General features: G+C 63.6%; 28 protein-coding genes. 17 read left to right on the forward strand and 11 right to left on the reverse strand.

Going from position 1 to position 22,946, the window contains the following annotated elements:
• Window positions 1–71 precede the first annotated feature (71 nt).
• From ACQCST_RS05050 to ACQCST_RS05065, 4 genes are all read left to right on the forward strand, one after another.
• Window positions 72–278 carry a hypothetical protein gene (locus ACQCST_RS05050; RefSeq protein WP_426998233.1) on the forward strand — a complete coding sequence of 69 codons (207 nt, stop codon included), beginning with the start codon at window positions 72–74 and terminating at the stop codon, window positions 276–278.
• A 294-nt stretch (window positions 279–572) separates the two neighbouring features.
• Entirely contained in the window at window positions 573–1,007 is a 435-nt protein-coding gene (locus tag ACQCST_RS05055; protein ID WP_426998234.1) for a hypothetical protein, read from the forward strand.
• 966 nt (window positions 1,008–1,973) lie between these two features.
• Window positions 1,974–2,588, forward strand: a complete 615-nt coding sequence (locus tag ACQCST_RS05060; RefSeq protein ID WP_426998235.1) for a hypothetical protein — start codon at window positions 1,974–1,976, stop codon at window positions 2,586–2,588.
• A gap of 75 nt (window positions 2,589–2,663) precedes the next feature.
• The gene (locus tag ACQCST_RS05065) at window positions 2,664–2,996 is read left to right on the forward strand and encodes a LapA family protein (protein WP_426998236.1); all 333 of its coding nucleotides are present in this window, start codon (window positions 2,664–2,666) and stop codon (window positions 2,994–2,996) included.
• 122 nt (window positions 2,997–3,118) lie between these two features.
• Here ACQCST_RS05065 and ACQCST_RS05070 read toward each other — a convergent pair whose 3' ends face one another.
• The 3 genes from ACQCST_RS05070 to ACQCST_RS05080 all read right to left on the reverse strand — a co-directional run bounded on the left by ACQCST_RS05070 (window position 3,119) and on the right by ACQCST_RS05080 (window position 4,907).
• Window positions 3,119–3,364: a hypothetical protein gene (locus ACQCST_RS05070; RefSeq protein WP_426998237.1), complete on the reverse strand. Its 246-nt coding sequence runs from the start codon at window positions 3,362–3,364 to the stop codon at window positions 3,119–3,121.
• 212 nt (window positions 3,365–3,576) lie between these two features.
• Window positions 3,577–4,647, reverse strand: coding sequence for an NAD(P)/FAD-dependent oxidoreductase (locus ACQCST_RS05075; RefSeq protein WP_426998238.1), 1,071 nt, complete (start codon window positions 4,645–4,647; stop codon window positions 3,577–3,579).
• Window positions 4,596–4,907 carry an FAD-dependent oxidoreductase gene (locus tag ACQCST_RS05080; RefSeq protein WP_426998239.1) on the reverse strand — a complete coding sequence of 104 codons (312 nt, stop codon included), beginning with the start codon at window positions 4,905–4,907 and terminating at the stop codon, window positions 4,596–4,598. Before ACQCST_RS05080 ends, ACQCST_RS05075 begins: the two co-directional genes overlap by 52 nt.
• Here ACQCST_RS05080 and ACQCST_RS05085 point away from each other — a divergent pair.
• The gene (locus tag ACQCST_RS05085; RefSeq protein WP_426998240.1) at window positions 4,789–5,244 is read left to right on the forward strand and encodes a response regulator transcription factor; all 456 of its coding nucleotides are present in this window, start codon (window positions 4,789–4,791) and stop codon (window positions 5,242–5,244) included. The two genes, ACQCST_RS05080 and ACQCST_RS05085, sit on opposite strands and share 119 nt — an antisense overlap.
• A 124-nt stretch (window positions 5,245–5,368) precedes the next feature.
• Window positions 5,369–6,535, forward strand: coding sequence for a GGDEF domain-containing protein (locus ACQCST_RS05090; RefSeq protein WP_426998241.1), 1,167 nt, complete (start codon window positions 5,369–5,371; stop codon window positions 6,533–6,535).
• Between the two features lie 136 nt (window positions 6,536–6,671).
• On the opposite strand, the gene ACQCST_RS05095 is transcribed toward ACQCST_RS05090, so the two are convergent.
• The 5 genes from ACQCST_RS05095 to tmk all read right to left on the reverse strand — a co-directional run bounded on the left by ACQCST_RS05095 (window position 6,672) and on the right by tmk (window position 10,899).
• Window positions 6,672–6,878, reverse strand: coding sequence for a hypothetical protein (locus ACQCST_RS05095; protein WP_426998242.1), 207 nt, complete (start codon window positions 6,876–6,878; stop codon window positions 6,672–6,674).
• A gap of 43 nt (window positions 6,879–6,921) precedes the next feature.
• Window positions 6,922–7,287, reverse strand: coding sequence for a hypothetical protein (locus ACQCST_RS05100; RefSeq protein ID WP_426998243.1), 366 nt, complete (start codon window positions 7,285–7,287; stop codon window positions 6,922–6,924).
• Between the two features lie 203 nt (window positions 7,288–7,490).
• Window positions 7,491–9,065: an alpha/beta hydrolase gene (locus ACQCST_RS05105; RefSeq protein WP_426998244.1), complete on the reverse strand. Its 1,575-nt coding sequence runs from the start codon at window positions 9,063–9,065 to the stop codon at window positions 7,491–7,493.
• A gap of 20 nt (window positions 9,066–9,085) precedes the next feature.
• The gene (locus ACQCST_RS05110) at window positions 9,086–10,228 is read right to left on the reverse strand and encodes a DNA polymerase III subunit delta' (protein WP_426998245.1); all 1,143 of its coding nucleotides are present in this window, start codon (window positions 10,226–10,228) and stop codon (window positions 9,086–9,088) included.
• Window positions 10,225–10,899: a dTMP kinase gene (gene tmk / locus ACQCST_RS05115; protein ID WP_426998246.1), complete on the reverse strand. Its 675-nt coding sequence runs from the start codon at window positions 10,897–10,899 to the stop codon at window positions 10,225–10,227. Before tmk ends, ACQCST_RS05110 begins: the two co-directional genes overlap by 4 nt.
• An 89-nt stretch (window positions 10,900–10,988) precedes the next feature.
• Here tmk and ACQCST_RS05120 point away from each other — a divergent pair, with 89 nt between their 5' ends.
• Both ACQCST_RS05120 and ACQCST_RS05125 read left to right on the forward strand, forming a co-directional pair.
• On the forward strand, window positions 10,989–12,173 hold the full coding sequence (locus tag ACQCST_RS05120; protein WP_426998247.1) for a trans-sulfuration enzyme family protein: 1,185 nt from the start codon (window positions 10,989–10,991) through the stop codon (window positions 12,171–12,173).
• Between the two features lie 9 nt (window positions 12,174–12,182).
• On the forward strand, window positions 12,183–12,545 hold the full coding sequence (locus tag ACQCST_RS05125) for a DUF2516 family protein (RefSeq protein WP_426998248.1): 363 nt from the start codon (window positions 12,183–12,185) through the stop codon (window positions 12,543–12,545).
• A 2-nt stretch (window positions 12,546–12,547) separates the two neighbouring features.
• On the opposite strand, the gene ACQCST_RS05130 is transcribed toward ACQCST_RS05125, so the two are convergent.
• Entirely contained in the window at window positions 12,548–13,375 is an 828-nt protein-coding gene (locus ACQCST_RS05130; protein WP_426998249.1) for a class I SAM-dependent methyltransferase, read from the reverse strand.
• Between the two features lie 64 nt (window positions 13,376–13,439).
• Between ACQCST_RS05130 and ACQCST_RS05135 the strand changes: the two genes are divergently transcribed.
• Entirely contained in the window at window positions 13,440–14,186 is a 747-nt protein-coding gene (locus ACQCST_RS05135) for a phosphoglyceromutase (RefSeq protein WP_426998250.1), read from the forward strand.
• Between the two features lie 71 nt (window positions 14,187–14,257).
• Here ACQCST_RS05135 and phoU read toward each other — a convergent pair whose 3' ends face one another.
• Window positions 14,258–14,920 (reverse strand): phosphate signaling complex protein PhoU, encoded by a 663-nt coding sequence (phoU, locus tag ACQCST_RS05140; RefSeq protein WP_426998251.1) that lies wholly within the window; start codon window positions 14,918–14,920, stop codon window positions 14,258–14,260.
• Between the two features lie 208 nt (window positions 14,921–15,128).
• Here phoU and ACQCST_RS05145 point away from each other — a divergent pair, with 208 nt between their 5' ends.
• Together ACQCST_RS05145 and ACQCST_RS05150 are read left to right on the forward strand one after the other, a co-directional pair.
• Window positions 15,129–16,349 carry a sensor histidine kinase gene (locus ACQCST_RS05145; RefSeq protein WP_426999078.1) on the forward strand — a complete coding sequence of 407 codons (1,221 nt, stop codon included), beginning with the start codon at window positions 15,129–15,131 and terminating at the stop codon, window positions 16,347–16,349.
• Window positions 16,346–17,026 (forward strand): response regulator, encoded by a 681-nt coding sequence (locus ACQCST_RS05150; protein ID WP_426998252.1) that lies wholly within the window; start codon window positions 16,346–16,348, stop codon window positions 17,024–17,026. The genes ACQCST_RS05145 and ACQCST_RS05150 overlap by 4 nt, the downstream gene beginning before the upstream one ends.
• Before the next feature lie 129 nt (window positions 17,027–17,155).
• Here ACQCST_RS05150 and ACQCST_RS05155 read toward each other — a convergent pair whose 3' ends face one another.
• Window positions 17,156–17,683, reverse strand: a complete 528-nt coding sequence (locus ACQCST_RS05155) for a hypothetical protein (RefSeq protein WP_426999079.1) — start codon at window positions 17,681–17,683, stop codon at window positions 17,156–17,158.
• Between the two features lie 269 nt (window positions 17,684–17,952).
• Between ACQCST_RS05155 and ACQCST_RS05160 the strand changes: the two genes are divergently transcribed.
• The 6 genes from ACQCST_RS05160 to rlmB all read left to right on the forward strand — a co-directional run bounded on the left by ACQCST_RS05160 (window position 17,953) and on the right by rlmB (window position 22,728).
• Window positions 17,953–18,435: a CarD family transcriptional regulator gene (locus ACQCST_RS05160; protein ID WP_024367191.1), complete on the forward strand. Its 483-nt coding sequence runs from the start codon at window positions 17,953–17,955 to the stop codon at window positions 18,433–18,435.
• 76 nt (window positions 18,436–18,511) lie between these two features.
• Window positions 18,512–19,300, forward strand: a complete 789-nt coding sequence (gene ispD, locus ACQCST_RS05165; protein ID WP_426998253.1) for a 2-C-methyl-D-erythritol 4-phosphate cytidylyltransferase — start codon at window positions 18,512–18,514, stop codon at window positions 19,298–19,300.
• A gap of 34 nt (window positions 19,301–19,334) precedes the next feature.
• The gene (ispF, locus tag ACQCST_RS05170) at window positions 19,335–19,829 is read left to right on the forward strand and encodes a 2-C-methyl-D-erythritol 2,4-cyclodiphosphate synthase (RefSeq protein ID WP_426998254.1); all 495 of its coding nucleotides are present in this window, start codon (window positions 19,335–19,337) and stop codon (window positions 19,827–19,829) included.
• A complete protein-coding gene (locus ACQCST_RS05175) occupies window positions 19,826–20,152 on the forward strand; it encodes a hypothetical protein (RefSeq protein ID WP_426998255.1) in 327 nt (108 codons plus the stop codon). Before ispF ends, ACQCST_RS05175 begins: the two co-directional genes overlap by 4 nt.
• A 32-nt stretch (window positions 20,153–20,184) precedes the next feature.
• Window positions 20,185–21,666 (forward strand): cysteine--tRNA ligase, encoded by a 1,482-nt coding sequence (cysS, locus tag ACQCST_RS05180; protein WP_426998256.1) that lies wholly within the window; start codon window positions 20,185–20,187, stop codon window positions 21,664–21,666.
• Window positions 21,667–21,744: 78 nt separating this feature from the next.
• Window positions 21,745–22,728 carry a 23S rRNA (guanosine(2251)-2'-O)-methyltransferase RlmB gene (gene rlmB / locus ACQCST_RS05185; protein ID WP_426998257.1) on the forward strand — a complete coding sequence of 328 codons (984 nt, stop codon included), beginning with the start codon at window positions 21,745–21,747 and terminating at the stop codon, window positions 22,726–22,728.
• Window positions 22,729–22,946: the final 218 nt, after the last annotated feature.

Raw genomic sequence — 22,946 nt, forward strand, 5'->3', positions numbered from 1 at the left:
GGTAGTTTGGTGAAGGCTTCCGGTACGCGCGTGCCGGTGCCTGGCTTTTCTGCCGCGAGTAGGCTTGCCCGATGGGAAACGATGACGATCAGCTTGAAGAACTCCGTCTGGACATCGAGGCCTTCAACAGGACCTATTCCAGAGTCGCCGCTTACGACGATGACCCTGATCTGGCCCGCCGCATCGAAGAAATTGCTGCTGAAGCCCAGGAACGGCTGGAGGCTCTCCAAAGCCGCATGAACTACCAGAACGCCGGGCTGCTTCGCTCCTGGCAGTGACCTGCGCCAACCGGGGCCAAGGCTGCATGAGCAGCTGTCGTCATGGGCATGGGTTGCCCGTGTGGAGAGGCAGTCCCGCTGACGGCTGCCTCAATGGCGCCCAGGGTTGCGAGGACGACGGCGTGCTGGGCGGAGCCGTGCACTGCCGCCACTGGGCGGCAGCAGTTCCGCAGCGCGGAAGAGCCGGTGCCGAGGACTGTGCTTGCCTGCGCATCCGCCCGGCGTTAGCCTGATCCCGGGAGGACAGCCCAGTCAGATCAAGGGCGGACATCTCCCCTGACGAGGAGCCTGTCAATGTCGACCATCTCCAATGCTTATAGACCTGGCGGTGCGCATCAGCCCCACGGCCAGCGCCTCTGGTGCGCCAAGTGCCGTACGGACGATCACCTGATCATTGAATCCATGGACGCCCTCAAGCCGCCCGAGACCGGCATGGTCCAGGTGTCCTACACCTGCGTTGAATGCGATTTTTTCTACGCCCATGCCGCGGCCGTCCCGCAGGTCGAGGCCATCCTGAACCGGCCCGGCCCCGGCGCAGCGTCCGGTGTTCTGGAGTTTGGCGGCGAATACATCCACTGTGGAGAACCGATGCACACCGCGGGCTCCGAGCTGCGCAGCATCTACGCCCCGGTGACCACGGAACAATCAGGCGAAGGGGTCCTGGACGTGTACCTGAGGACGCGGGTCCTGCGGTGCGGCTGCGGCTTCCAGATGGAGATCCCGGTATAAGGCCCGGGATCCGGCCACACACAACAGCGGCAGGCGTCATGTTCACGCTTCCTGCACCATCGTGCCGGCCGGGTCGGACAGATGCCAGGACGGGGCTGCCAACCCCGGGCGGGGGCCAGTCGTCGGGGGCCCGGACCCATAGCTGCTGCGCGGTATCGCCCCTACAATTCAAGTGTCGGTCTCGACGGCATTCACGCCAGCGTAGACGGCCTGATAAGGAGGACCACGATGGGCTTGGGTGACAAGATCCACAATGCCGCGGAGAAAATCCACGGCAAGGGCGACGAAACAGCCGGCGATGCGCCTCCTGAAACCGAGGCGTTCCCCAGTCGCCGCCGTCCCATAAACGCGTCGGTCCCTTCAGCGCTCCCGGAAAATTGAATGGCGCGCATCAATTGACCGGGTACGATCTCAACGGTTTCGATGTTCCGGCAGTCTTCCCAGCAGCGCCAGGCCGATGAGTGCCAACAGCCGCACGGTTCCGGCGGGCACCAGTATGGCCCCGTGAAGACTACGAACTGGCCAAGGAACATCAGGAACGCCGCGCCGAGCGTCATCAGAAACGTCAGATTGAGCACGGCCGTTGTCGGATCATCCATCTATGCCCTGTCGTCCCACGCCGCCCCACCCATGGGCGCACGCCTGCCCGAATCATATCGTTGGCGATCAAGCTGCGAGATGACCGCCGATCCTGGTGAACAGTCACAGCGTCCGCCCGAAGTCGCAACGCACGGAATTCATGGATGTACCCGGACTGATTTCACCGGCGGAATTGTGCGGAGCGAACGAAAGGTTCGGCGGAAGGAAGTGTGACACCCTGCCGTCGCCTCATCACTTAGGGGGACGCAAGGCCTGGCGCGAATGCGGCTGATCGAAGTTCTGTCCGGCTATGGCCCTGCAATGGGTACCGCGCCCCGGGCGTGCGGCGTAGTCTGGTCGCAGAAAGCCGCGGACCGGGAGGGCGCTATGGTGAAAAAGAGGGCAGACTACCATCCGTTCACGCCCGCGGCCGAAGCGGCGCTGAAGCGTTCCCTCGTGAGAATCCAGGCCGGGCTGGATAAAGCCTCACCACGGATCAGAAATCAGCTGGATGGGCTCTCCGATGAGCTGGCCCGGCGGCTAGACCATTTCGGCCCCGGACTCCGGGACGGCCTGGGGAAAGCAGGCGTCAAAGCGTCCCGCGAAGCAGGCATGGCCGGACGGAAGGTAAGGGGGAACCTCGCGGCAACAGTTGAGTATCTGGCCGATGAGCTGGCCAGGGCGCCGGTACCGGCAGGTGTTGAGGGTTTCCTGGGTGCCGTGACCGGTAATAGAAGGGCAGTCAAGGACGGACAGAAGGCGATCGTTCGGGCCGCACGGTTGGCATCCAAAGAGCTCCACCGCTCAGCGAGCCGGTCAGGAAAAGGCAGAAATGTGAAGGTTGTTGCCTGCCTGCTGGCAGCTGCTGTCGTCGCAGCTGTCCTGATCCGGCGTGCTACGCGCCATTTCCCCGAACCGAAGCCAGCCCAGGCGGCGCCCGCGGAGGCGGATCCCGGGAATGACAGTGGTGCAGCTGCCGGGGAATCGCCTGCGGATTCGTGACAGGCAGGCTCTGGTGCCCTTGGCAGGGCTATCCGCACGAAAATTCCCGCGTATCCAGATTGGGAGGTCCCGGACATGACAACAGACCCTACGGTTCCCGGAAGCCAGCCACTTGGCCCTAAGCCGGCAACACCTGCAAAGGGTGTGAAGCCCCGGACCACCCGGGCTGGCATGGCTTGGGTTGCCACGGCTGTGGGACTGGTGCTGCTGATACTGCTCATAGCGTTCATCCTGCAGAATCAGGATATGGTCACACTGCGCTACTTCGGCCTGGCCGGGACTGTCTCCCTCGGCGTCGCGCTATTCATCGGGGCGGTGGGTGGCGGTGTGCTCGTAGCCGTCGCTGGGGCCGCCCGAATTATCCAGCTCAGGGCAATCGCCCGCCGCGCCCGTAGGGTTCCTGATTAGATTTAGGTGATCGCGGTTTGGTGAGGATCAGCCCCGCCGGGTCGCTGATATGGACTCGGCTGAGGGCAAGGCGGTGATGTGTAACGACACATCCAGACCTCCGGAACTACGGCAGGGTCCGATCAGGTGGTGTCGATGATTTCCTCGATCAGCCGGCTCACGGCCGGGGCCACGGCTCTGCACGAGTCAGCAGGATGTTGGCCTGAGGCCTCCACCGTCACCACAAGCCCGGACGGCCCGGTTTCGGTGTCGGGGCAGGTGACTGCTGCCGGCACTGTCTCAGGAGCGCTCTGCATGGGGAATTTCCATCCGGAACCCGCGGCGGCAATGCAGCAGTCACGGTCAGCCCGGAGCGTTCCTGGGCTCATGGCCGTCATTGTTCTTGCTGGCGATCTGCCCGTTCTGGTTAGTGATGACATGCTCCACACCGTCCTGCTTCGCCTCTTCTCGGCCAGCTCGAAGATGTGGAGGTCGACATCACCGAGGCGTACCGGAAGGCTGCCGGGCGGATCCCGGCCCGGGAGGAAGCGTAAAACCAGAGCCGATGGGCCAGCTGGCCGCGGCGCCGGGTCGGAGCATGTTATTCCGGAGGGCCGACGATTACCTGTGATCGTTCGGGGGAGACAAAGTCTTCGATCCAGGAAATGGGCGCCCCGATCCTTTGTCGGCCCCCGGAGAGCAGTGTGGCATGCACTCCAAGCCATGCGGCAAAGGCCAACGGTCCTTGTAGCTGGACCCTTTTGCGCTCGATCTCGGCGACCGCAGCGCCGCTGCCGATCATGGCCATGTATCCCTTGTCGAAGTACCGGAAGGGTTCTCGCTTACCGCCCGTCAGGTCCGCATGGATGTTGCGGGCTGCCCATTTACCGGACTGCTGGGCCACGGAACCCAATTGCGGCAGATGTGCACCTGTCGTATCGGTCATGTTTGCCGCGTCCCCGAGAACATAGACTCCTTCGAAGTCCCGTGCCGTAAGTTCGGGTTGAACATCGATCCGGCCGCCTCTGCCGTGCGCCAGTCCCGAGCAGGCGAGGACAGCCCCGGCCTCCAGTCCTCCTGCCCACACCACGATCCGGCAGGGCAGCACTGTTCCATCTGCCAGAGTCACGGCATCGGCGCTGACCTCGGTATCACCGACGCCCAGTTGTAGCCGGACGCCGACCTTGACCAGGCGCTTCCTGGCGTACGATTGCGATTTTTCCGAAAACGCGTTCTGCACGGTCGGGACCATATCCACCAGGTAAACATGGCATCTGGCGGCCAGCCCGGACGAGAAATAGCTGGGTCGGACGAACTTGACGTTTTCCGCGATGGCGCCGGCGGTTTCCACGCCGGTTGGCCCGCCGCCGATGACGACGATGTTTACCTCTCCCGCGGTTTCCTTGTCAGCGTGGTCGAGCAGGCTCGTGAGGTTGCTGCCCAGCGAGACCGCATCGATGACGGAGTACAGTGGGTGCGCAAACTCTTCTGCGCCCGGGGTATTAAAAAAGTTCGGCACTGCACCAGCCGCGAGGACCAGTATCCTGGCCCGGTATGTAGCGCCATCGGATGTGGTAACGCTGCATCCGGCCGGATCGATCGCGGTTGCTTCGGCGGTAACTACCCGGACCCGGTTCGAGCGGCGGAAGATGGCCCGAAATGGCCTCGCCACCTCCGAGACAGGAGCGGTTGAAACTGGTGGTAATTGTTTTTATCGGTAAGCAACACATCGATGCCTTTGAGGCCAAGCTGTGTGGCTGTCGTAACGCCAGCGAACCCGCCACCGACGACGATAACCGGGAATGTCTCATCCATGAACCGCACACTACTCCTGCGCCCAACGGAGGCGATAGGTAACGGGTCCATGGGTTCACGAGGTATTTGCCTGGTCATCGAGGACGACGAGGACATCCAGGGTTTGGTCAGCGTCATCCTGTCCGGAGCCGGATTCGACGTTCACCCGGCATCCACCGGCGCGGCCGGAATCGCCGCCGCCGGGAAACCGGACCTGGCCCTCATCACCCGTGATCTGGGCCTGCCGGACCTCGACGGCCTCGTTGCCGCATGCCACATTCGAAATATCTCCGGCGCCTCGATCATGTTCCTCACCGCCCGGGCCGGGCCCGGGGACGAACTGGCTGGCCTGGCTTCCGGCGCCGCGGCATACCTGACCAAACCCTTCCGCCCGAAACAGCTCACGGCACCGGCTGCCCGGCCGTGGCCGGTCCGGCCGGAACTCTCCGGGAAAACCCGCTCCGGCGGCCCTTAGGCCGATCTTCGCATTCCCACCCCTTCCGGGCGACACCTTTCGGAAAACGTCAGATCCCGGGCCACCCGCACCCGCGGATGCAATACTGAGTGCCACTAAGGTGGCAAATCCGGGGGGACCACGAATGATGCTCGACACGGGGACACTGCGCGTCGCTTCCGGTGTGGTCACGCTGACACTTCTCCTGCTGTTTTACTTCATCACGTTCCGCCGCACCCGGTCTGCCTACAGCGCGTGGTGGTGCGCCGCCCTTGCCCTGTTTCTCACCGGATCCGCCGCGTACCTCCTGGACGGCACCGTTCATCAGGTGTGGGCTAATCCATTGGGAAACTCCTTGCTGGTGATGGGCGCCGCCAGCGTCTGGGCAGGTGCCCGGTCGCTGAGAACGGACCGCCCCACAGCCTGGCAGCTCGGAGCCGGCCCGGCCATCACCGCCGTGGCTTCCGCTGTGGACAACCCCGCGGCCAATGACTGGTCAGGCGGCGCGGTTTTCCTGGCCCTGATGGGGCTGATGATCGCCCTCGCTTCCCTCGAGCTGTGGCTGCTGACGCCCGGCTACTCCCGCGTCCAGCAGCCGATGGCAGCGGCGTCCGCGCTCCTCGCGGCCTATTACTTCGGCCGGTGGGCGGCGTTCATGGCGGAGGGCCCCCACGGGCCGGTGTTTCTTGCCTACTTCGGATCCCCGGCAACCACTCTGGCCACCACCGTGCTTCTGGTGGTCGTGTCCTTCAGCATGGCCGTGCTGAGCAACGAACAACAAACCCAGGACCTCAGGATGCGGGCAACGTACGACGGCCTCACGGGGCTTCTGAACCGCACCGCATTCCTGCACCTGGCCCTCGATGAACTGCACCGGCTGCGCCGCACCAAAACCACCGCCACCCTGATTCTCGCCGACCTTGACCACTTCAAGGCAGTCAACGACGAGTACGGCCACGCTGCCGGAGACTCAGCCATCCAGGCCTTCGCGGCCGCCTGCACCGGCACCGTCCGCTCCACCGACATCGTCGGACGCTACGGCGGAGAGGAATTCATCCTCCTCTTACCGGGAGCCAATCCGCACCGCGCCCGACAAATCGCGGCAGAAATAAGCCGGCTCCTTCAGGCGGCCCAGGCACCGGGGAGCCCCCCGCTGCCCACCGTCAGCTACGGCATCAGTTCCGCCGGTCCCGGGCGCCCTGACCTTCAGGGGATGATCCGCTCCGCGGACGCGGCCCTGTACCAGGCCAAATCACTGGGCCGGAACCGCGCGGTCCTGGCCGCCACAATTCCGGATGAAACCCTGAACTGAACCCGGCAACACCTGTTGCCTCGGCCACCGGGATGCTCCGTCCGCCCGGCAGCAGCTGAGGCATGACCATCGGCCCGAGAATGCAGAGGAATAGCCCGGGCCGTGCCCTTGCAGGCTCCCTGCGTAATGCCTCAAGTCAAGATGCTCGCGAAATAGGTTCCGGTGCCTCAGCTATTTCTGCTCGCGAAATGCCGGCGGTGATGGCATTGGTTTTGTCTTTGGCCAGGGCGATGAGTTTGTGTTGGATGGCGCTGATGGCGCGGGTTAGTTCGGCGGGGTTGGTGTCGTTGACGAGCCGGGCGAACTCGCTGGCGCGCTCCCGTGGCAGGACAGCTGAGTCCATGACCCGCTTGTACGGGGTGCGTGCTCACCCCGCTGAGCTGGAGCTATGCCAAAAGGTCGGCATAATCCGTATCCAGGCCCACGAGCGGGAACGGCAGCCTGACCTCGATGCCTGTCATTGCCTCGATGACCCACCGGTGGGCGCCGTTCTTCACGGCAATGTTCTCCGTCCAGCCGGTGAACACATCGGTGACCGTAAGGGAGCGGATGAAGTCCCCCGCCAGCGTCGGGCCGCAATGCAGCACCAGATCCGCCTCAACGAACCTCGGCGCCTGCTCGTGCTCATCCCCGGCCCTGCGGACCTGGATCGAGTTGCGCAGCAGCGGCCCGGGTTTCGTCCCGGACAGGCCAAGTATCCGCGCACCGTCCCGGGTCGGCTTCAGCATCCTGTCGATCGTTGCCCCGGACACGGCCAGCAGCTGCGCCCGCGTCGCTCATGAAACTCCTCCAGCTTGGGCGGCCAGATGGCCATCGTCCCGGCAAGATACCCGGACGGACGGACGGCTCGGCATCAGGGGCTCGATCCGCGCCCACGGGGCACTCGTCAAAACGGCACTACGAGATATACCTCATTCGTCCCAAAACCGGCTATGCAGACATTAGGAGACACGCCCTAGCAGACCGTGTTGTCCGCCGGAGCTTTCCCATCCACCAGATAGCCGTCCACGGCGTCCCCAATGCAGCTGTTCGAGCGGCCGTAGGCAGTATGCCCCTCGCCCTTCCACGTCAGCAGGGACGCGTTCCCCAGCTGCTTGCGGAGGGAAGCCGCCCACTCCACCGGAGTCGCGGGATCGCCTGTGGTGCCAACAACCACAATCGGCGCCGTGCCCGAATATTCCACCGGGGCTGGTGTCCTCACGTTCTTGTAGGGCCAGTCCACGCAGTTGGCGCCTCCGTAGGCGAAGAAGTAGCCCAGCGTCGGGGAGTCCTGGCGCAGCCGCTGCTCTTCTGCGCGCATTCCGGCCACGTCAGTGACCATGGGGTAGTCCAGGCAGTTCACGGCGTTGAATGCGAATACTGAGTTGGAGGAGTAGCTCGCGTTGGACTCACGGTCGGCTCCGAGATCCGCCAGACGCAGCATCGGGCTGGCGTCTCCCCTCATGGAAGCATCCAAAGCCTGCGTCAGCGCGGGCCAGCTTTCGTCGTTATACAGGGGCACGATGAGTCCGCTGACAAAGAGGTTGCCACTGACCACCCGGCCATCCTTGGCCGTCTTAGGGTTCTCGTTCACTGAATTGATGACGTCGCGGATCTGCTGCACGCCGGCGTCCACGCTGCCGCTGAGGGGGCAGCCGCTTTGCTGGAGACAATCGGCCACATACGCACGGATGGCTTTTTCGAACGCCTTGGCCTGGCCGCTGGTGAGGTCTTCGTTGCTGATGGAGGGGTCCAGGGCGCCATCCAGGACCATCCGGCCCACGTTGTCCGGAAACAGCGATGCGTAGGTGGAACCGAGGAAGGTCCCGTAGGAGTAGCCCAGGTAGTTGAGTTTGGCGTCGTTCACCACAGCGCGCAGGACATCGAGGTCTTTGGCTGCACTGATGGTGTCGAGGTGTCCCAGCACAGGGCCGGTCTGTTCAGCGCATTGGGTGGCGATCGCCTTGTTGTCAGCGAGGGCAGCCGTCAGACCCGCATCCGTGTCCAGGGCATAGATCTTGGCGCGGGCGTCGTCGCGTTCCTTGTCCGTCATGCATGTGACGGGAGCGGAACGCTTGACGCCGCGCGGGTCAAAGCCGACGAGGTCGTAGTTGGCGCGCACTTTGTCGGAAAAATGGCTCTCGGCGGCGTCCCTGACAAAGTCGTAGCCTGATCCGCCCGGCCCGCCAGGGTTGACCAGCAGGCTGCCGCTCTTCTTGCCGGTGCTGGATACCTTGAGGGCTGCGATTTCAATGGTGTCGCCGTCCGGCTTGCCGTAGTCCAGCGGGACCTTGACCTTGGCGCACTGGAAGCCATTCTCACAGGCCGACCAGACCACCTGCTGCGAATAGAAGTCCCTGAGTCCATCCGGCGCGGAAGCGGCGATCGACGAATCAGCCTGGCCGGTGGACGGACCCTTCGCGGAGTCGTCATTGGACAGTCCCAGAATGCTGCACGATGCCAATGCCATGGCCAATGCCATGGCTGCAGCGGCCCGCATTCCGATCGCCGCCGATCGGGACAGTGCGGGCAGGGGCCGTGCAGAATTCATGCGTTTCTCCTTGGATGATGCTAGATCAGGCTGGCGGCCATGGCCTCTACGGTCAAGAGGGGGGCGACGTTCGTGGTGGTGATTCGTTTGCGGGCCTTGTTGATGGCGTCCATTCGTGCCAGCGTGCTCTCAGCTGTCGACCTGCCGGCAAAGTCCTCCAGCTCACCCCTCAGTTCAACGTTCACCAGCTCCACAGCGTTCCCCAGCTGGATGATGAGCACATCCCGGTAGAAGGACAGCAGATCCGTGAGGGTGCGGTCAAGGGAGTCGGTGACGGACCGCTTGGCCCGGCGTTTCTGGTCGTCCTCGAGCTGTTTTACCTGGCTCCGCATGGCGGGCGGCAGGGTGCCGGACTCGGGAGCGCCCAGCGTGGCCAGCAGCGAGATTTTTTCGGCGGCATCGCGTTCGTCGTTGGAGCTGTTGGCTTCTTCCGTGGCGATCTTCACGAGCTTCTCTGCCATCATCACAGCGGCGGTGACCCCCTTGAGTCCCAGCGGGAACCTGACTGTTTCCAGCCGCCGCTCACGGGCATCGGCGTCGCGTGCCAGGCGGCGGGCGATCCCCACGTGGCTCTGGGCAGCGCGGGCTGCGCTCTCCGCGAGAGCCGGGTCCACGCCGTCGCGCTTCACCAGCAGGGCAGCGACATCGGCGGCCGGTGGAAGCCTCAGGGCCACCGAGCGGCAGCGGGAACGGATGGTCACCAGGACGTCAGCCGGCGACGGTGCACACAGCATCCAGATGGTGCGGGGAGTGGGTTCCTCGATGGCCTTGAGCAACACATTGGTGGTGCGCTCGGCCATGCGGTCGGCGTCCTCCACCACGATGATCCGCCAGCGGCCGGACGACGGCCGGTTGCCCGCCTTGGAAACCAGTTCGCGGGCTTCGTCGATGGTGATGGTCACCTTTTCGGTGCGGACGTAGGTGACGTCCGAATGGGTTTCCCCCAAGATGGTCAAGCACGCAGCGCACGCGCCGCAGCCCCGCAGGGAGACATCGTCCTGGTCGCAGTTAAGGGCTGCGGCAAAGGCTTTGGCGGCATTCGAGCGGCCGGAACCCGGCGGGCCGGTGAACAGCCAGGCATGCGTGAGTCCGTCGCCGCGCGAGGCCTGGCGCAATTGCGCGACGACGGCGGGCTGGCCCCGGAGGTCGTCCCAGACGGTCACGCTGTGCTCCGGTCACGCATGGCAGCGGCTCCGGGGGCTGCCAGGAGCGCGTCCACGCGGTCCAGGATCCGGGCGGCGAGTTCGTCCACGGAAAGCTGGGCTGCAAGAACCAGATAAGTGTCCGGGTGGGCGTCGGCGAGCTCCAGGAATGCCTGCCGGATGCGTGCGTGGAACTCATCGGCCTCGGATTCCATCCGATCTTCAGCCGTGTCTCCGGCGGTGCGGCGGCGGCGGCCGTCCGCCGGATCAACGTCAAGGAGTACGGTGAGGTCCGGTTGCAGCCCATCGGTAGCCCACTCGTTGAGGGTGCGCACAGCTTCCGTGCCAAGATCCCGGCCGGCGCCCTGGTAGGCCACGGACGAATCGATGTAGCGGTCCGTCAGGACTATTTCACCGCGGGAAAGGGCGGGACGGATGACCTGGCCGGCATGGGCTGCACGGGACGCTGCGAAAATCAGGGCCTCCGTGTGGGCATCAATGTGGCCATGGCCGTGGTCCAGCACCAACGAGCGCAGCTTCTCACCGATGGGTGTTCCTCCGGGTTCGCGCGTCCGCAGCACAGTCAGCCCCCGGGATTCGAGGGCTTCGGCCAGCCGGGCTGCCTGCGTGGACTTTCCGGCGCCGTCGCCACCTTCAAACGCGATGAAAAGTCCGGGGCTCTTGGTTATCACTGGTCTAGCCTACCGACAATCACCCACGGGGCTCCCCTGCAGCCGTAATGACTTTCCGGCCTCGAGCGGCAGGGACGTACGCTTTTGCCATGAGTCTTTCCGAACTGCATGCGGCCTCCCTGTCGCCTGAAACGGTGGTTGTGGCCGCAGGCCGTCCGCCGCGCGAGCGCGATGAGCCGGTCAACCCGCCCATCGTCCTGTCCTCCACATATTTCGGCACGGGTCAGCTGGGCGATGGCGACCGCGGCTACGGCAGGTATTCCAACCCCACCTGGGATCCTTTCGAAGAGGCACTGGGGCAGCTTGAGGGTGCCACGCTGCCGGGTCTGTTGTATGCCTCAGGCCTGGCGGCCGTCAGCTCCGCTCTTTCCCTGGTCCCGGCCGGAGGCGTTGTGGTCATGCCTTCCCACAGCTATGCCGGTTCGCTCGTGATGGCGACCGAACTCGCCGAAAAAGGTTTCCTCGAACTCCGCACCGTTGACATTTCGGACACTGATGCGGTCATGGAACTGCTCGCTCCGGAAGGAGGGAAAGCGGCCAGCATGCTGTGGCTGGAGAGCCCCACCAACCCCATGCTGGGCATCGCGGACATCCGCGCCCTTGCCACTGCGGCACACCAGGCCGGCGCCATCGTCGTGACGGACAACACCTTTTCCACGCCTCTGGTGCAGCAGCCCCTGAGCCTTGGGTCCGACGTCGTCCTTCACTCGGTGACCAAGTACCTGGCCGGTCATTCCGACGTTGTTCTCGGTGCGCTTGTGACCTCGGATCCGCAACTGCGGGAGGCTTTGCTGCATCACCGCATCATCCACGGCGGTATCGCAGGCCCCTTCGAAGCGTGGCTGGCGCTGCGTGGACTGCGGACCCTGGCGTTGCGGATTGACCGCTCGCAGGCATCCGCTGCATTGCTGGCCGAGCGGCTGAGCCACCACCCCAGGATTGAAAGCATCCGCTTTCCGGGGCTGTCCACGGACCCCGGTCATGAGCGCGCCAAGTCGCAGATGAAGGGTTTCGGATCCATCCTCTGTATCCAGGTTTCCCCGGCCAGCGGGCTCAGTGGCGCCGATTCTGCGGACAAGCTGGTCCGCGCGCTGCAGCTCTGGCTGCCCGCCACGTCCTTGGGCGGAGTTGAATCCCTGATAGAACGACGACGGCGGCACGCGGCCGAGCCGCTCAGCGTGCCGGAGAATCTGGTCCGGCTGAGTGTGGGGATTGAAAACGTTGAGGACCTCTGGGCCGATCTGGAGCAGGCCCTGGACACTCTGGAAGGCTAGGCTGGGGTTGTGGACGGAAAACTGATGATCTTCTATGTCGAGACCGGCGTGTACTTTGTGCTGGGTCTGGTGGCCCTTGCCTTGGAAGCATGGGCTTTCTTCGACTGCCTCCGGCACAGGGCAAATGCCTTCGAAGCAACGGGCAAGCGGACCAAAACGTTCTGGCTGGCACTGACCGGCGGCGGCTTCGCCATCGGCGCCCTGGCCGTCTGGGGAAGTCTTGGTGGCAGCGGCGGACTGTTCGGCCCGCTGGGCCTGTTCGGCCTTGCCGCCGTGGTAGCAGCTTCCGTCTACCTCGCCGATGTGCGCCCAGCCGTGAAGGACGCCGGCCGCGGCGGAAGCCGGAACGTGGGACCGTACGGCCCCTGGTAGCGTCAGCCGGGCGCTACAGCCACCCAGTCGATTGTAAGTTCTCCCAGACGCCAGCGCGACGGCCCGTCCTGGACCGGCCATCCGCCGTCGAGCAGGGTCTGGCACATGCCGGTCCACCGCTGCCGGTTCCCGAATGAGGCAAGCGGCGCGGATTCCAGCCACGCCTTGTCCATTGCCTGCATCAGCGAGTGGATCCGTTCGCCCGGAATGTTGCGGTGGATCAGCGCTTTCGGGAGACGCTCTGCTATCTCCGAGGGAAGTGTGAAGCTGCCGAACCGCAGGGACATGCTCAGGCTGAGCGGCCCGTCCGCGTCGAGCGCCACCCACGTGACCCGTCGTCCGATCTCGTCACAGGTTCCGTCAATGAACAGCCCGGCTGGTGCCAGGCGGCGCTGAACGAGCTGCCAGATCCCGCCCACATCGGCTTCCTCGTATTGCCGCAGGACGTTGAACGCCCGGACCAGCACAGGGTTTCCCGGCACCGGTAACTCGAAGCCACCCCTCCGGAAGCTGAGGCCGGGACGCTCAAAGGGCTTGGCTCCGCGGACACGCTCGGGTTCAATCTCGATGCCAAACACTCGTACGTCCGGACGGATCGCGGACAGCCGTTCAAAGAGTTCGACGGCGGTGGCTGGGGAAGCGCCGTAGCCCAAGTCGACCACCAGGGGGTCTGTTGCAGCGCGAAGCCGCCAGGCCGCCGGGCCGGTGAGCCAGCGGTCCACCCGTCGCATGCGGTTGGGGTTGGTAGTGCCGCGGGTGACGTTGCCTACGGGTTTGCCGGCCCGGCCGGGTGTCCGGGGAGCCACTACGCGTTCAGCTTTCTGCACCACAGCCCCAGCCTAGGCGAATGTAACGCTGGGCACGGCGTGCGGTCGCTCGGCTAGGATAAAAATCATGACTTACAAGCTGATTCTGCTGCGCCACGGCCACAGCGACTGGAACGCCAAGAACCTGTTCACCGGCTGGGTGGACGTTGACCTCAACGACCAGGGCCGCGAGGAGGCCGTCCGCGGCGGCGAGCTTCTGGTCGAGCACAACGTGCTCCCGGATATCCTCTACACCTCGCGACTCAAACGGGCCATCAACACTGCCAACCTGACGCTGGAGAGGGCAGACCGCGGCTGGATCGACGTCAAGCGTGACTGGCGCCTGAACGAGCGCCACTATGGCGCGCTACAGGGCAAGGACAAGGCCCAGACTCTTGCCGAATACGGCGAGGAACAGTTTATGACCTGGCGCCGGTCCTACGACACCCCGCCGCCGCCCCTCGCCGACGACGCCGAGTTCTCCCAGGTGGGGGATCCCCGTTACGCCGACATCGGTGACGCCGTGCCGCGCACCGAGTGCCTCAAAGACGTGCTGGTCCGCCTCCTCCCGTACTGGGAATCGGACATCAAGGAAGACCTCAAGGCCGGCAAGACCGTACTGGTGACGGCGCACGGCAACTCCCTGCGGGCCCTGGTGAAGCACCTGGACGGAATCAGTGACGACGACATCACAGGACTGAACATCCCCACTGGCATTCCGCTGGTTTACGATCTGGACGAGAACTTTCAGCCGCTGAACCCGGGCGGCACTTACCTGGATCCCGAGGCGGCAGCCGAGGCCATCCAGGCAGTAGCCAACCAGGGCAAAAAATAGACGGACGGCATAAACGACGGCGGCCGGTCACCCGAAGGTGACCGGCCGCCGTCGAACGTTTGCTATGTGGCTTAACCTTCGCCGAGGCTCTGCGGCTGCCATTCTCCGGTGACGAGGTAGGTGACCTTGCGCGTCACTGAAACGCCGTGGTCAGCGAAGCGCTCGAAGTAGCGGCTGGCGAGGGCCACATCGACGGTCGTAGCAGGCGACTCGGCCCATTCAGGAGCCGCGATGGCCTTGAAAACACTCAGGTGGAGGTCATCGACGGCGATGTTCGCTTTGAGAATATCGCGGGCCACCTCCAGATCGCGGGTCTCCAGCAGCTCGATGAGTTTGTCTGCGATGAGCTGATCCAGTTCCGCGAGCTGCTTGAAAGTCCCGGTCAGGGATGCCGGGATGACCGTGGCGGGGAAGCGAAGGCGGGCCAGCTGCGCGATGTGGCGGGCAAGGTCGCCCATCCGTTCCAGCGAGGCGCTCATGCGGAGCGATCCAACAATCATGCGAAGATCGCTGGCGACGGGACCCTGGAGGGCCAGGATGTCGATGGCGCGCTCGTCCAAGCTGTTCTGAAGAAAATCGATGCGAGCGTCAGCCGCGATGACGTCCTGCGCCATGTCGACGTCGGCGATCTCTAACGAGGTAGTTGCTTTGTCGATCGCTTCGCTCACCAACCGGGAGATTTCGATCAGCTGGTCACCCACCTGGGTGAGCTCTTCCTGAAAAACCTTACGCACGTAGGCGTCCTTTCCTTGGAAATCCTGCAGCTCACCTCAGTGGCAGGCAGATTTCATGTCACCATTCCGGCAGTCCAACTCGTAACTCTGTCAGTGTCCGGTGAACTGTTACGCACCAATAGGTGAACGTTAGCTGAACCGGCCACCGTTTTGCAGCAGTTGCACGAATGCCGCATTTCGGACGGCATAAGCTGAAGCCGTGGATCCTATGCTCATCGGTGTCATCGCCGGCCTGATCGGCCTGTCGTTCGGCGTCTTTGGCGTGCTTGCGTTCAGGGTCAGCGAGAAGCAGCGAAAGCTGGTGGATCTCGATTTCGACGAACCCGCTTTACCTGCAGGATCCGCTGAGGTGCTGGCCGTCGTCGGCCGCGCCTTTGTGGTGGTGGACGCGATCGACGGCGTGGTCCGCGCCAGCCCCGCCGCCTACGCCTACGGACTTGTCCGTGGCCATACCATGGTGCACAAGCAACTTCTGGATATGACAGCGGGTGTCCGGCGGGATGGCGTGATCCTCGAGAGGCAACTGGAACTCCCGCGGGGCCCCCTGGGCCAGGGAATCATTATTGTGCAGATCAGGGCGGCCATGCTCGGCGAGGAATACATCCTGCTGTTGGCTGATGACCGCACCGAAATCACCCGCACAGAGGAAATCCGCAACGACTTCGTGGCTAATGTGTCCCATGAACTCAAAACCCCGGTCGGGGCCATCTCCCTCCTGGCCGAGGCACTTGAATCGTCGGCGGATGACGAAGAGGCAGTCCGGCGTTTTGCCAAGCGCATGCACAAGGAGTCGGCACGGTTGGCCGCCCTGGTGCAGGACATTATTGAACTCTCCAGGCTGCAGGGGACCAACGTGGCACTGCAGGGCCACCCTGTGGACATCAACGTCGTGATTGCCGAGGCGGTCGACCGTTCACAGCTTCCTGCCGAGAGTAAGAACATCCAGATTGTGATCGGCGGCCGGGTGGATTCGATGGTGTACGGAGACCAGGATCTGCTGGTCACGGCATTGCGGAACCTGATCGACAACGCCATCCGTTATTCCCCGGAAAATACGCGGGTGGGTATCGGTGTTCGCGCCAAGGAAGGTCTTATCGCCGTTTCGGTGACTGACCAGGGTCCCGGTATCACACCCGAGGACCAGGAACGGGTGTTCGAACGCTTCTTCCGGGTGGATGCTGCACGGTCACGTCGCACTGGTGGAACGGGGCTGGGCTTGAGCATCGTCAAACACGTTATTTCAAACCACGGCGGGGAAGTGACTCTTTGGTCGCAGCCAGGCCAGGGTTCGACCTTCACTTTGCGGCTTCCGGAGATGGAAGACCACGGGAATGACGATGCGCCGGAGTCCCATACGGCCAGGGCGCGGCCCATCACCATTCAACGACACGACGCCCCCGGCGTCCACGAACAAGGAGCTAGCGCTTGAGCAGGATTCTTATTGTCGAGGACGAGGAGTCGTTCAGCGATCCGTTGTCCTATTTGCTGGGCAAGGAAGGGTTCGAGGTGGAGGTGGTGGACAACGGCCTGGACGCCATCACCGAATTCGACCGCAACGGGGCAGACCTTGTGCTGCTGGATCTGCAGCTTCCGGGTCAGTCAGGCACCGAGGTGTGCCGCCAGCTTCGCCAGCGTTCAAGCGTCCCGGTGATCATGCTGACCGCCAAGGATTCTGAAATCGACAAGGTGGTGGGGCTGGAGCTTGGCGCGGATGATTACGTCACCAAGCCATATTCCTCCCGCGAGCTGGTGGCCCGGGTACGGGCAGTCCTCCGGCGACAGGGAGAGCCGGAGGAACTCATCTCCTCCACGGTCCAGGCCGGCCCGGTGCGGATGGACATTGAGCGCCACGTGGTAAGCGTCGGCGGGGAACAGGTGTCGCTCCCGCTGAAGGAATTCGAGCTGCTTGAGATGCTGCTCCGCAATTCGGGCCGCGTATTGACCCGTGGCCAGCTGATTGATCGGGTGTGGGGGTCGGATTACGTGGGTGATACCAAGACCCTCGACGTCCACGTCAAACGGCTGCGGAGCAAGATTGAGCCTGATCCGTCCATACCGCGCTATCTCGTTACCGTCCGGGGACTGGGTTACAAGTTCGAGCCATAGACGCGCTTCGCCACAGCTCAGACCCAGGAATGCCAAAAGCAGGAATACACAAGAGGAGGGGTTCCCTGCGGGAAACCCCTCCTCTTGTGCTGAAGGCCGCTGCTTCTGCCCTGGGTCCGAGCGGCAGCCTTAGTGCGTGGCGGTCGACGACGGAGCGGGTGTAGCCGTTTCGCTCGGTTCGCCACTCGGAAGGTACTCCTTGTACTCCTTCAGCGTGGCGTTCAGCACGGGAACTTCAATGGCCTTGGCCAGGTTGGTGCCGTCTTCGGCGATGTTGACCTTGACCAGGGAGCCCGGGATGCCGCCGGTGCTGCTGAGGATTGCCTCGTCTGTGGAGTCGTTGAGCAAGGTGTAGGAGTTCTGCTTGACCGTGACCTGGGTCTGCGAGCCGGCCGCGCCCTTGATGGTCAGCTTGACGTCCTTGGAAGATGAGTTGTAGACCGCACCGATCACGCGGCCCGGCTTGTCTTGGCCGGCGGAGATGATCATGAAGTTGCGGAGCTTCAGAGGGCCCAGATCAGCGCGGATGCCGTCCGATGCAGCGTACTCATGAGTGGTCTGCTGGGGGGTGATGTATCCGCAGCCGGTAACTGTCAGCAGACTGACGCCTAGGGCGGCCGTTGCCAATACCAGCTTGCCGCGCCCGGCCCGGTTCATCGCAGTGAAACGCACGTCACTTACTCCTCGAGAGTTCTGAACATTATTCAGCCATAGCCTATCCGCAAACGGGCCAAAATGAGGATTCCTGCGCGGCACTTAGGCCTTGGCAGCACCTGTTTCATGCACTATTGTCTGCATCCGTCAAGGGGTCTGAGGGGGTCGATTGGGGTCATTTTCCGCGTATTCATGCGGTTCCGGACTCGAAACGGCAACAGTCGTATGCCCGAATCGTGATAAACTGGTCTGCGGGAAAGGGGAATGTCCACATGGTATTTGAGGTCGGCGAGACAGTAGTTTACCCTCACCACGGTGCTGCAAAAATTGAAGAAATCAAGATGCGCACTGTCAAGGGCGAAGAGAAGATGTATCTCAAGCTCAAGGTGGCACAGGGTGATCTGACCATTGAAGTTCCAGCAGAAAACGTTGACCTTGTTGGGGTCCGTGACGTAGTGGGTAAAGAAGGTCTGGAGCACGTTTTTGAAGTGCTGCGGGCCGAGTTCACTGAAGAACCAACCAACTGGTCGCGTCGCTACAAGGCAAATCTGGAGAAACTTGCCTCCGGTGACGTCATCAAGGTAGCAGAGGTCGTCCGCGATCTTTGGCGCCGGGATCACGATCGGGGCCTTTCCGCAGGTGAGAAGCGCATGCTGGCCAAGGCACGTCAGATTCTGATTTCAGAGTTGGCTCTGGCCGAAAAGACCGACGAAGAGAAGGCCGCAAGCGTTCTGGACGAAGTTCTGGCTTCCTAAGAATTGAACCCCGGTGGCAACAGTGCCGCCGGGGTTTCTTTTTGCCCAAATTCGCCGGGAAAGTAGGCTTGTGCCCATGAATACTCCATCCACGCGCCCCGTCACTGCAGTCATTGTGGTGGCCGCAGGTTCCGGCGAACGCCTGGGCTACGGAATGCCCAAAGCCAACGTGCCGTTGGGTGGCGACGCCATCCTCACCCACGCCCTGCGCGGTGTGGCCGAAGCGGGTATCGCCCGGCAAATCTGCATAGCTGTTCCCCGTGGAGACACCGAGCTGCGGGCGCTCTGTGCCACTTTTGCGGACGGGCTCGGGTCCGGGCCTGACACACCGGAAATCACCGTGGTCGACGGCGGATCCACCCGTTCGGACTCCGTCCGGTCTGCGCTTGCCGCGCTCCGGGACGGCACGGAGGCCGTGCTGGTGCACGACGCGGCCCGGGCGCTGACCCCGCCCTCGGTCTTCCACCGCGTCCTGGAGTCACTGGCCGCCGGCGCCGTGGCCGTGATTCCGGTTGTGCCCGTGGTGGATACCGTCAAGATGGTCGTTGAAGCCAATGGCCGCGATGCCCGGATAGCGCCCGAACTGGTGACCGGAACTGCACCCAGGGAGAAACTTCGGGCCGTCCAGACGCCTCAGGGCTTCGAGCTGGCCACCTTGAAGCGCGCTCACGAGGCTGCCGCCTTGTTCGATGACCGCCAATCCGCCGCCGTCACTGACGATGCCATGCTGGTGGAGCTTCTCGGCGTTCCCGTGCACGCCGTCCGTGGTGCCAGCCAGTCACTGAAAATCACCACACCCCTTGATCTGATCATTGCCGAGGGCCTGCTGGAAGGTCCGCTGGGCGCCCGCTGGTCGGAGGGCTGAGCATGCTGGCGTCAGAATGTGAAAGGCTGGATCCATGACTCTGCCCAGGACCGGAATCGGAATAGACGTCCATGCGTTTGCGCCGGAGGATCAACCTCAGCCGCTGTGGCTGGGTGGGCTGCTGTGGGAGGGCGAGCGCGGCCTTGCAGGACACTCCGACGGCGATCCCGTAGCCCACGCAGCAGCGGACGCATTGTTTTCTGCTTGCGGCATCGGGGACCTGGGCACCCACTTCGGCACTGACCGGCCGGAATTCGCCGGTGCGTCCGGCGCGACGTTGCTGGCTGAAGCCGCACGGATCATCAGGGCCGAGGGCTTCGAAATCGGCAACGTTGCCGTGCAGTTCGTAGCCAACCGGCCCACGTTCGGGCCGCGCCGCGAGGAATCCCAGCGCGTCCTCAGCGAGGCCGCGGGCGCGCCCGTCAGCGTGACTGCCACCACCAGCGACGGACTTGGCTTCACCGGCCGCGGCGAGGGTATTTCGGCGGTTGCCACGGCCCTGGTGTATCGCCACGGAGAACCGTCATGACAAAGCTGCTTCCCGCCGTCGTGCTGGCTGCGCTGCTGCTGACCGGCTGCGCCGGCACGCCGAAAATGAGTGTCCAGGAGAGTTGTAAATTCCTCAACAGCGACACCTTTGCACCCAGCGGCAACCAGCAGCAGCAGGCGGATCAGATCGCCAAGCACTATCAGGAGGTCGCCGACAAGGTGGCGCCTGAAATCGCCGATCCCATCCAGAAGATGGCTGAGATCATGAAGAAGGTGGCCGGTACCTCGCTGGGAGACAAGAGCGCCCAGCAGACCGCGCAGCTCACTGAACAGAACAACCGCATCGGCGTAGTCTGCAAGTAAGCACGGTGGGCGGTATCGGCTAATCTGGAGCGGTGACCCTGCGCTTTTACGACACAGCATCCGCCGAAGTCCGCGACTTCGTTCCCCTGATACCAGGCAGAGCGAGCCTGTACTACTGCGGGGCCACCGTCCAGGGAATGCCGCATGTGGGACACATCCGCTCGGCGATTGCCTTCGATCAGGTCACGAGGTGGCTCGAATACCGCGGGTTCCGGGTGACAGTGGTCCGCAACGTCACTGACATCGACGACAAGATCCTGGCTAAGTCCGCAGCGTCCTTTGACCCGGATTTGGTGCCTGAACCTGACTCGGTGCGGCAGGAAGAGTGGTGGGCCCTGGCATACCGCTACGAGCAGGAATTCCTCAAGGCCTACGACACGCTCGGCGTATCACGTCCCACGTATGAGCCGCGCGCCACCGGGCACATCCCGGAAATGCATGCGCTCATCCAGCAGTTGATCGATCGCGGCCATGCATATCCTGCCTCGGATGACTCCGGCGATGTCTACTTCGATGTGCGCTCGTGGAACAAATACGGTTCGCTGACGCGGCAGAAGATCGATGACATGCAGGGAGCCCCGGACGTCGAAGCCCAATTCAGTGACAGAAAAAGGGATCCCCGCGACTTCGCGCTGTGGAAGGGCTATAAGGAAGGGGAGCCGACGACGGCACGTTGGGTTTCGCCATGGGGCGCAGGCCGCCCGGGCTGGCACCTCGAATGCTCGGCCATGGTCACCAAATACCTCGGCACCGAGTTCGATATCCACGGCGGCGGACTGGACCTGCGCTTCCCGCACCACGAGAACGAGATGGCCCAGTCCCAGGCGGCCGGCCACGGCTTCGCTAATTTCTGGATGCACAACGGCATGGTCACGTACCAGGGTGAAAAAATGTCCAAGTCCATTGGCAACACCGTGAGTCCGGCGGAAATGCTGGAGCTCGCTTCGCCGCGGGTGGTCCGTTACTACCTCGGCCAGGCGCAATACCGCTCAGTGCTGGACTACCAGCCCACATCGCTGCAGGAAGCCACCGCGGCCGTGGAACGGATTGACGGGTTCATCGCAAAGGCCTCATCGAAGTTCGGCCCCGATTTCGGCGTCCGTGCAGGATTCGGGCAACCGGAAGTGGTTGAAGCATTGTTCAATGCGTTCAGTGCTGCCATGGACGATGACCTCAACGCCCCGCAGGCGCTGGCTGCACTTCATGACACGGTACGGGCGGGCAACACGGCGCTGGCCGCCGGTGATGACACGACGGCCCGGGCTGCCCTGCTCAGCGTCGTCACGATGACGGGCGTACTTGGCTTGGATGCGGTCCGCAGGCCGGAGGAAGTTCAAGGAAAGGAACATGCCGCACTCGACGTTCTGGTCGAAGCGCAGCTCGCGGCGCGGGCGGACGCCCGCGCCAACAAGGACTGGGCCGCGTCGGACGCCATCCGGGACACGCTCGCTGCCGCCGGTGTCGTCGTCGAGGACGGTACCGACGGTGCCAGCTGGAGCCTGCAGAGCCGTTGAAGCCGCACTCATTCCCGATTTAACTTGATTCAGTAGACTTGATTGCAGACGCACTCAACACAATCAAGGATGGAACTTATGGCCAACAACGGTCGCCGGTCGGTCAAAATGAAGAAGGGCCCCACCGTCGGAACCGGTGGCCATGGCCGCAAGGCTCTGGAAGGCAAGGGCCCCACGCCCAAGGCGGAGGATCGCCCCTACCACAAGGCACACAAGAACAAGCAGCTCGCAGAGCGCTCCGATGCCAAGCGTGGCGCCGGCCGCAGCTCCGGTGCGCGCTCGGGCCCCAAGGGCCGGGCCACGGAGGAAGTGGTCACTGGCCGTAACTCTGTAGTGGAGGCACTGCGCGCCGGTATTCCGGCCAAGGCACTGCACATTGCCATCCGGATCGAGATGGATGACCGCGTCAAGGAATCCCTGAAGCTCGCGGCCGAACGTGGCATCCCGCTGCTGGAAACGGGCAAGCCGGAGCTGGACCGCATGACCGATGAGGCCGTGCACCAGGGACTAGTGCTGCAGATCCCGCCGTATGAGTACCAGGATGCCTACGATCTCGCAGAGCAGACCATGGACCGGTGGAAAAAGGGCCATGTGTCCAATGCCCCGATCTTTGTTGCGCTGGACGGAATTACGGATCCCCGCAACCTCGGCGCCATCATTCGTTCTGTCTCGGCGTTCAGCGGCCACGGCGTCATTGTGCCGGAGCGCCGTTCAGTGGGCGTAACGGCGTCTGCATGGAAGACCAGCGCTGGCGCGGCTGTCCGGGTCCCCGTGGCGCGCGCCTCCAACCTGAACAGCGCCCTGAAGCAGTTCAAGAACATGGGAATCTACGTTTTGGGCCTCGACGGCGACGGCGACGTCTCGCTGCCGGACCTCGCGCTCGCAACCGAGCCGGTGTGCATCGTGGTCGGCTCCGAAGGCAAGGGCCTGAGCCGCCTGGTCCGCGAAAACTGCGACCAGATCGTCTCCATTCCGATCGATTCTGCCATGGAGTCGCTCAACGCTTCCATGGCCGTTGGCATCTCCCTGTACGAAGTCTCCCGCCAGCGCTCTGCCAAGTAGCTCTCCCGGCCGCGGCGCGCGGCTGGCTGAGTCCGCCGACGCCGTCGCTTAGGCACCTCCCGCCGCGAACCTCCGGTCGCTTAGCGACCTTCGGGCCGCTCTGGTCGGCGATGCGCTCCTCCGCAAAGCGACCGCATCGGCTCCGTGACCAGCCTTCACTTCTGCGTCTCAGCTGTTAAGTCAGCAACGCTCCCTCGCCTCAGTGGGGGAGCATTGCT

Source organism: Pseudarthrobacter sp. N5, assembly GCF_050157035.1.
Lineage (GTDB): Bacteria > Actinomycetota > Actinomycetes > Actinomycetales > Micrococcaceae > Arthrobacter.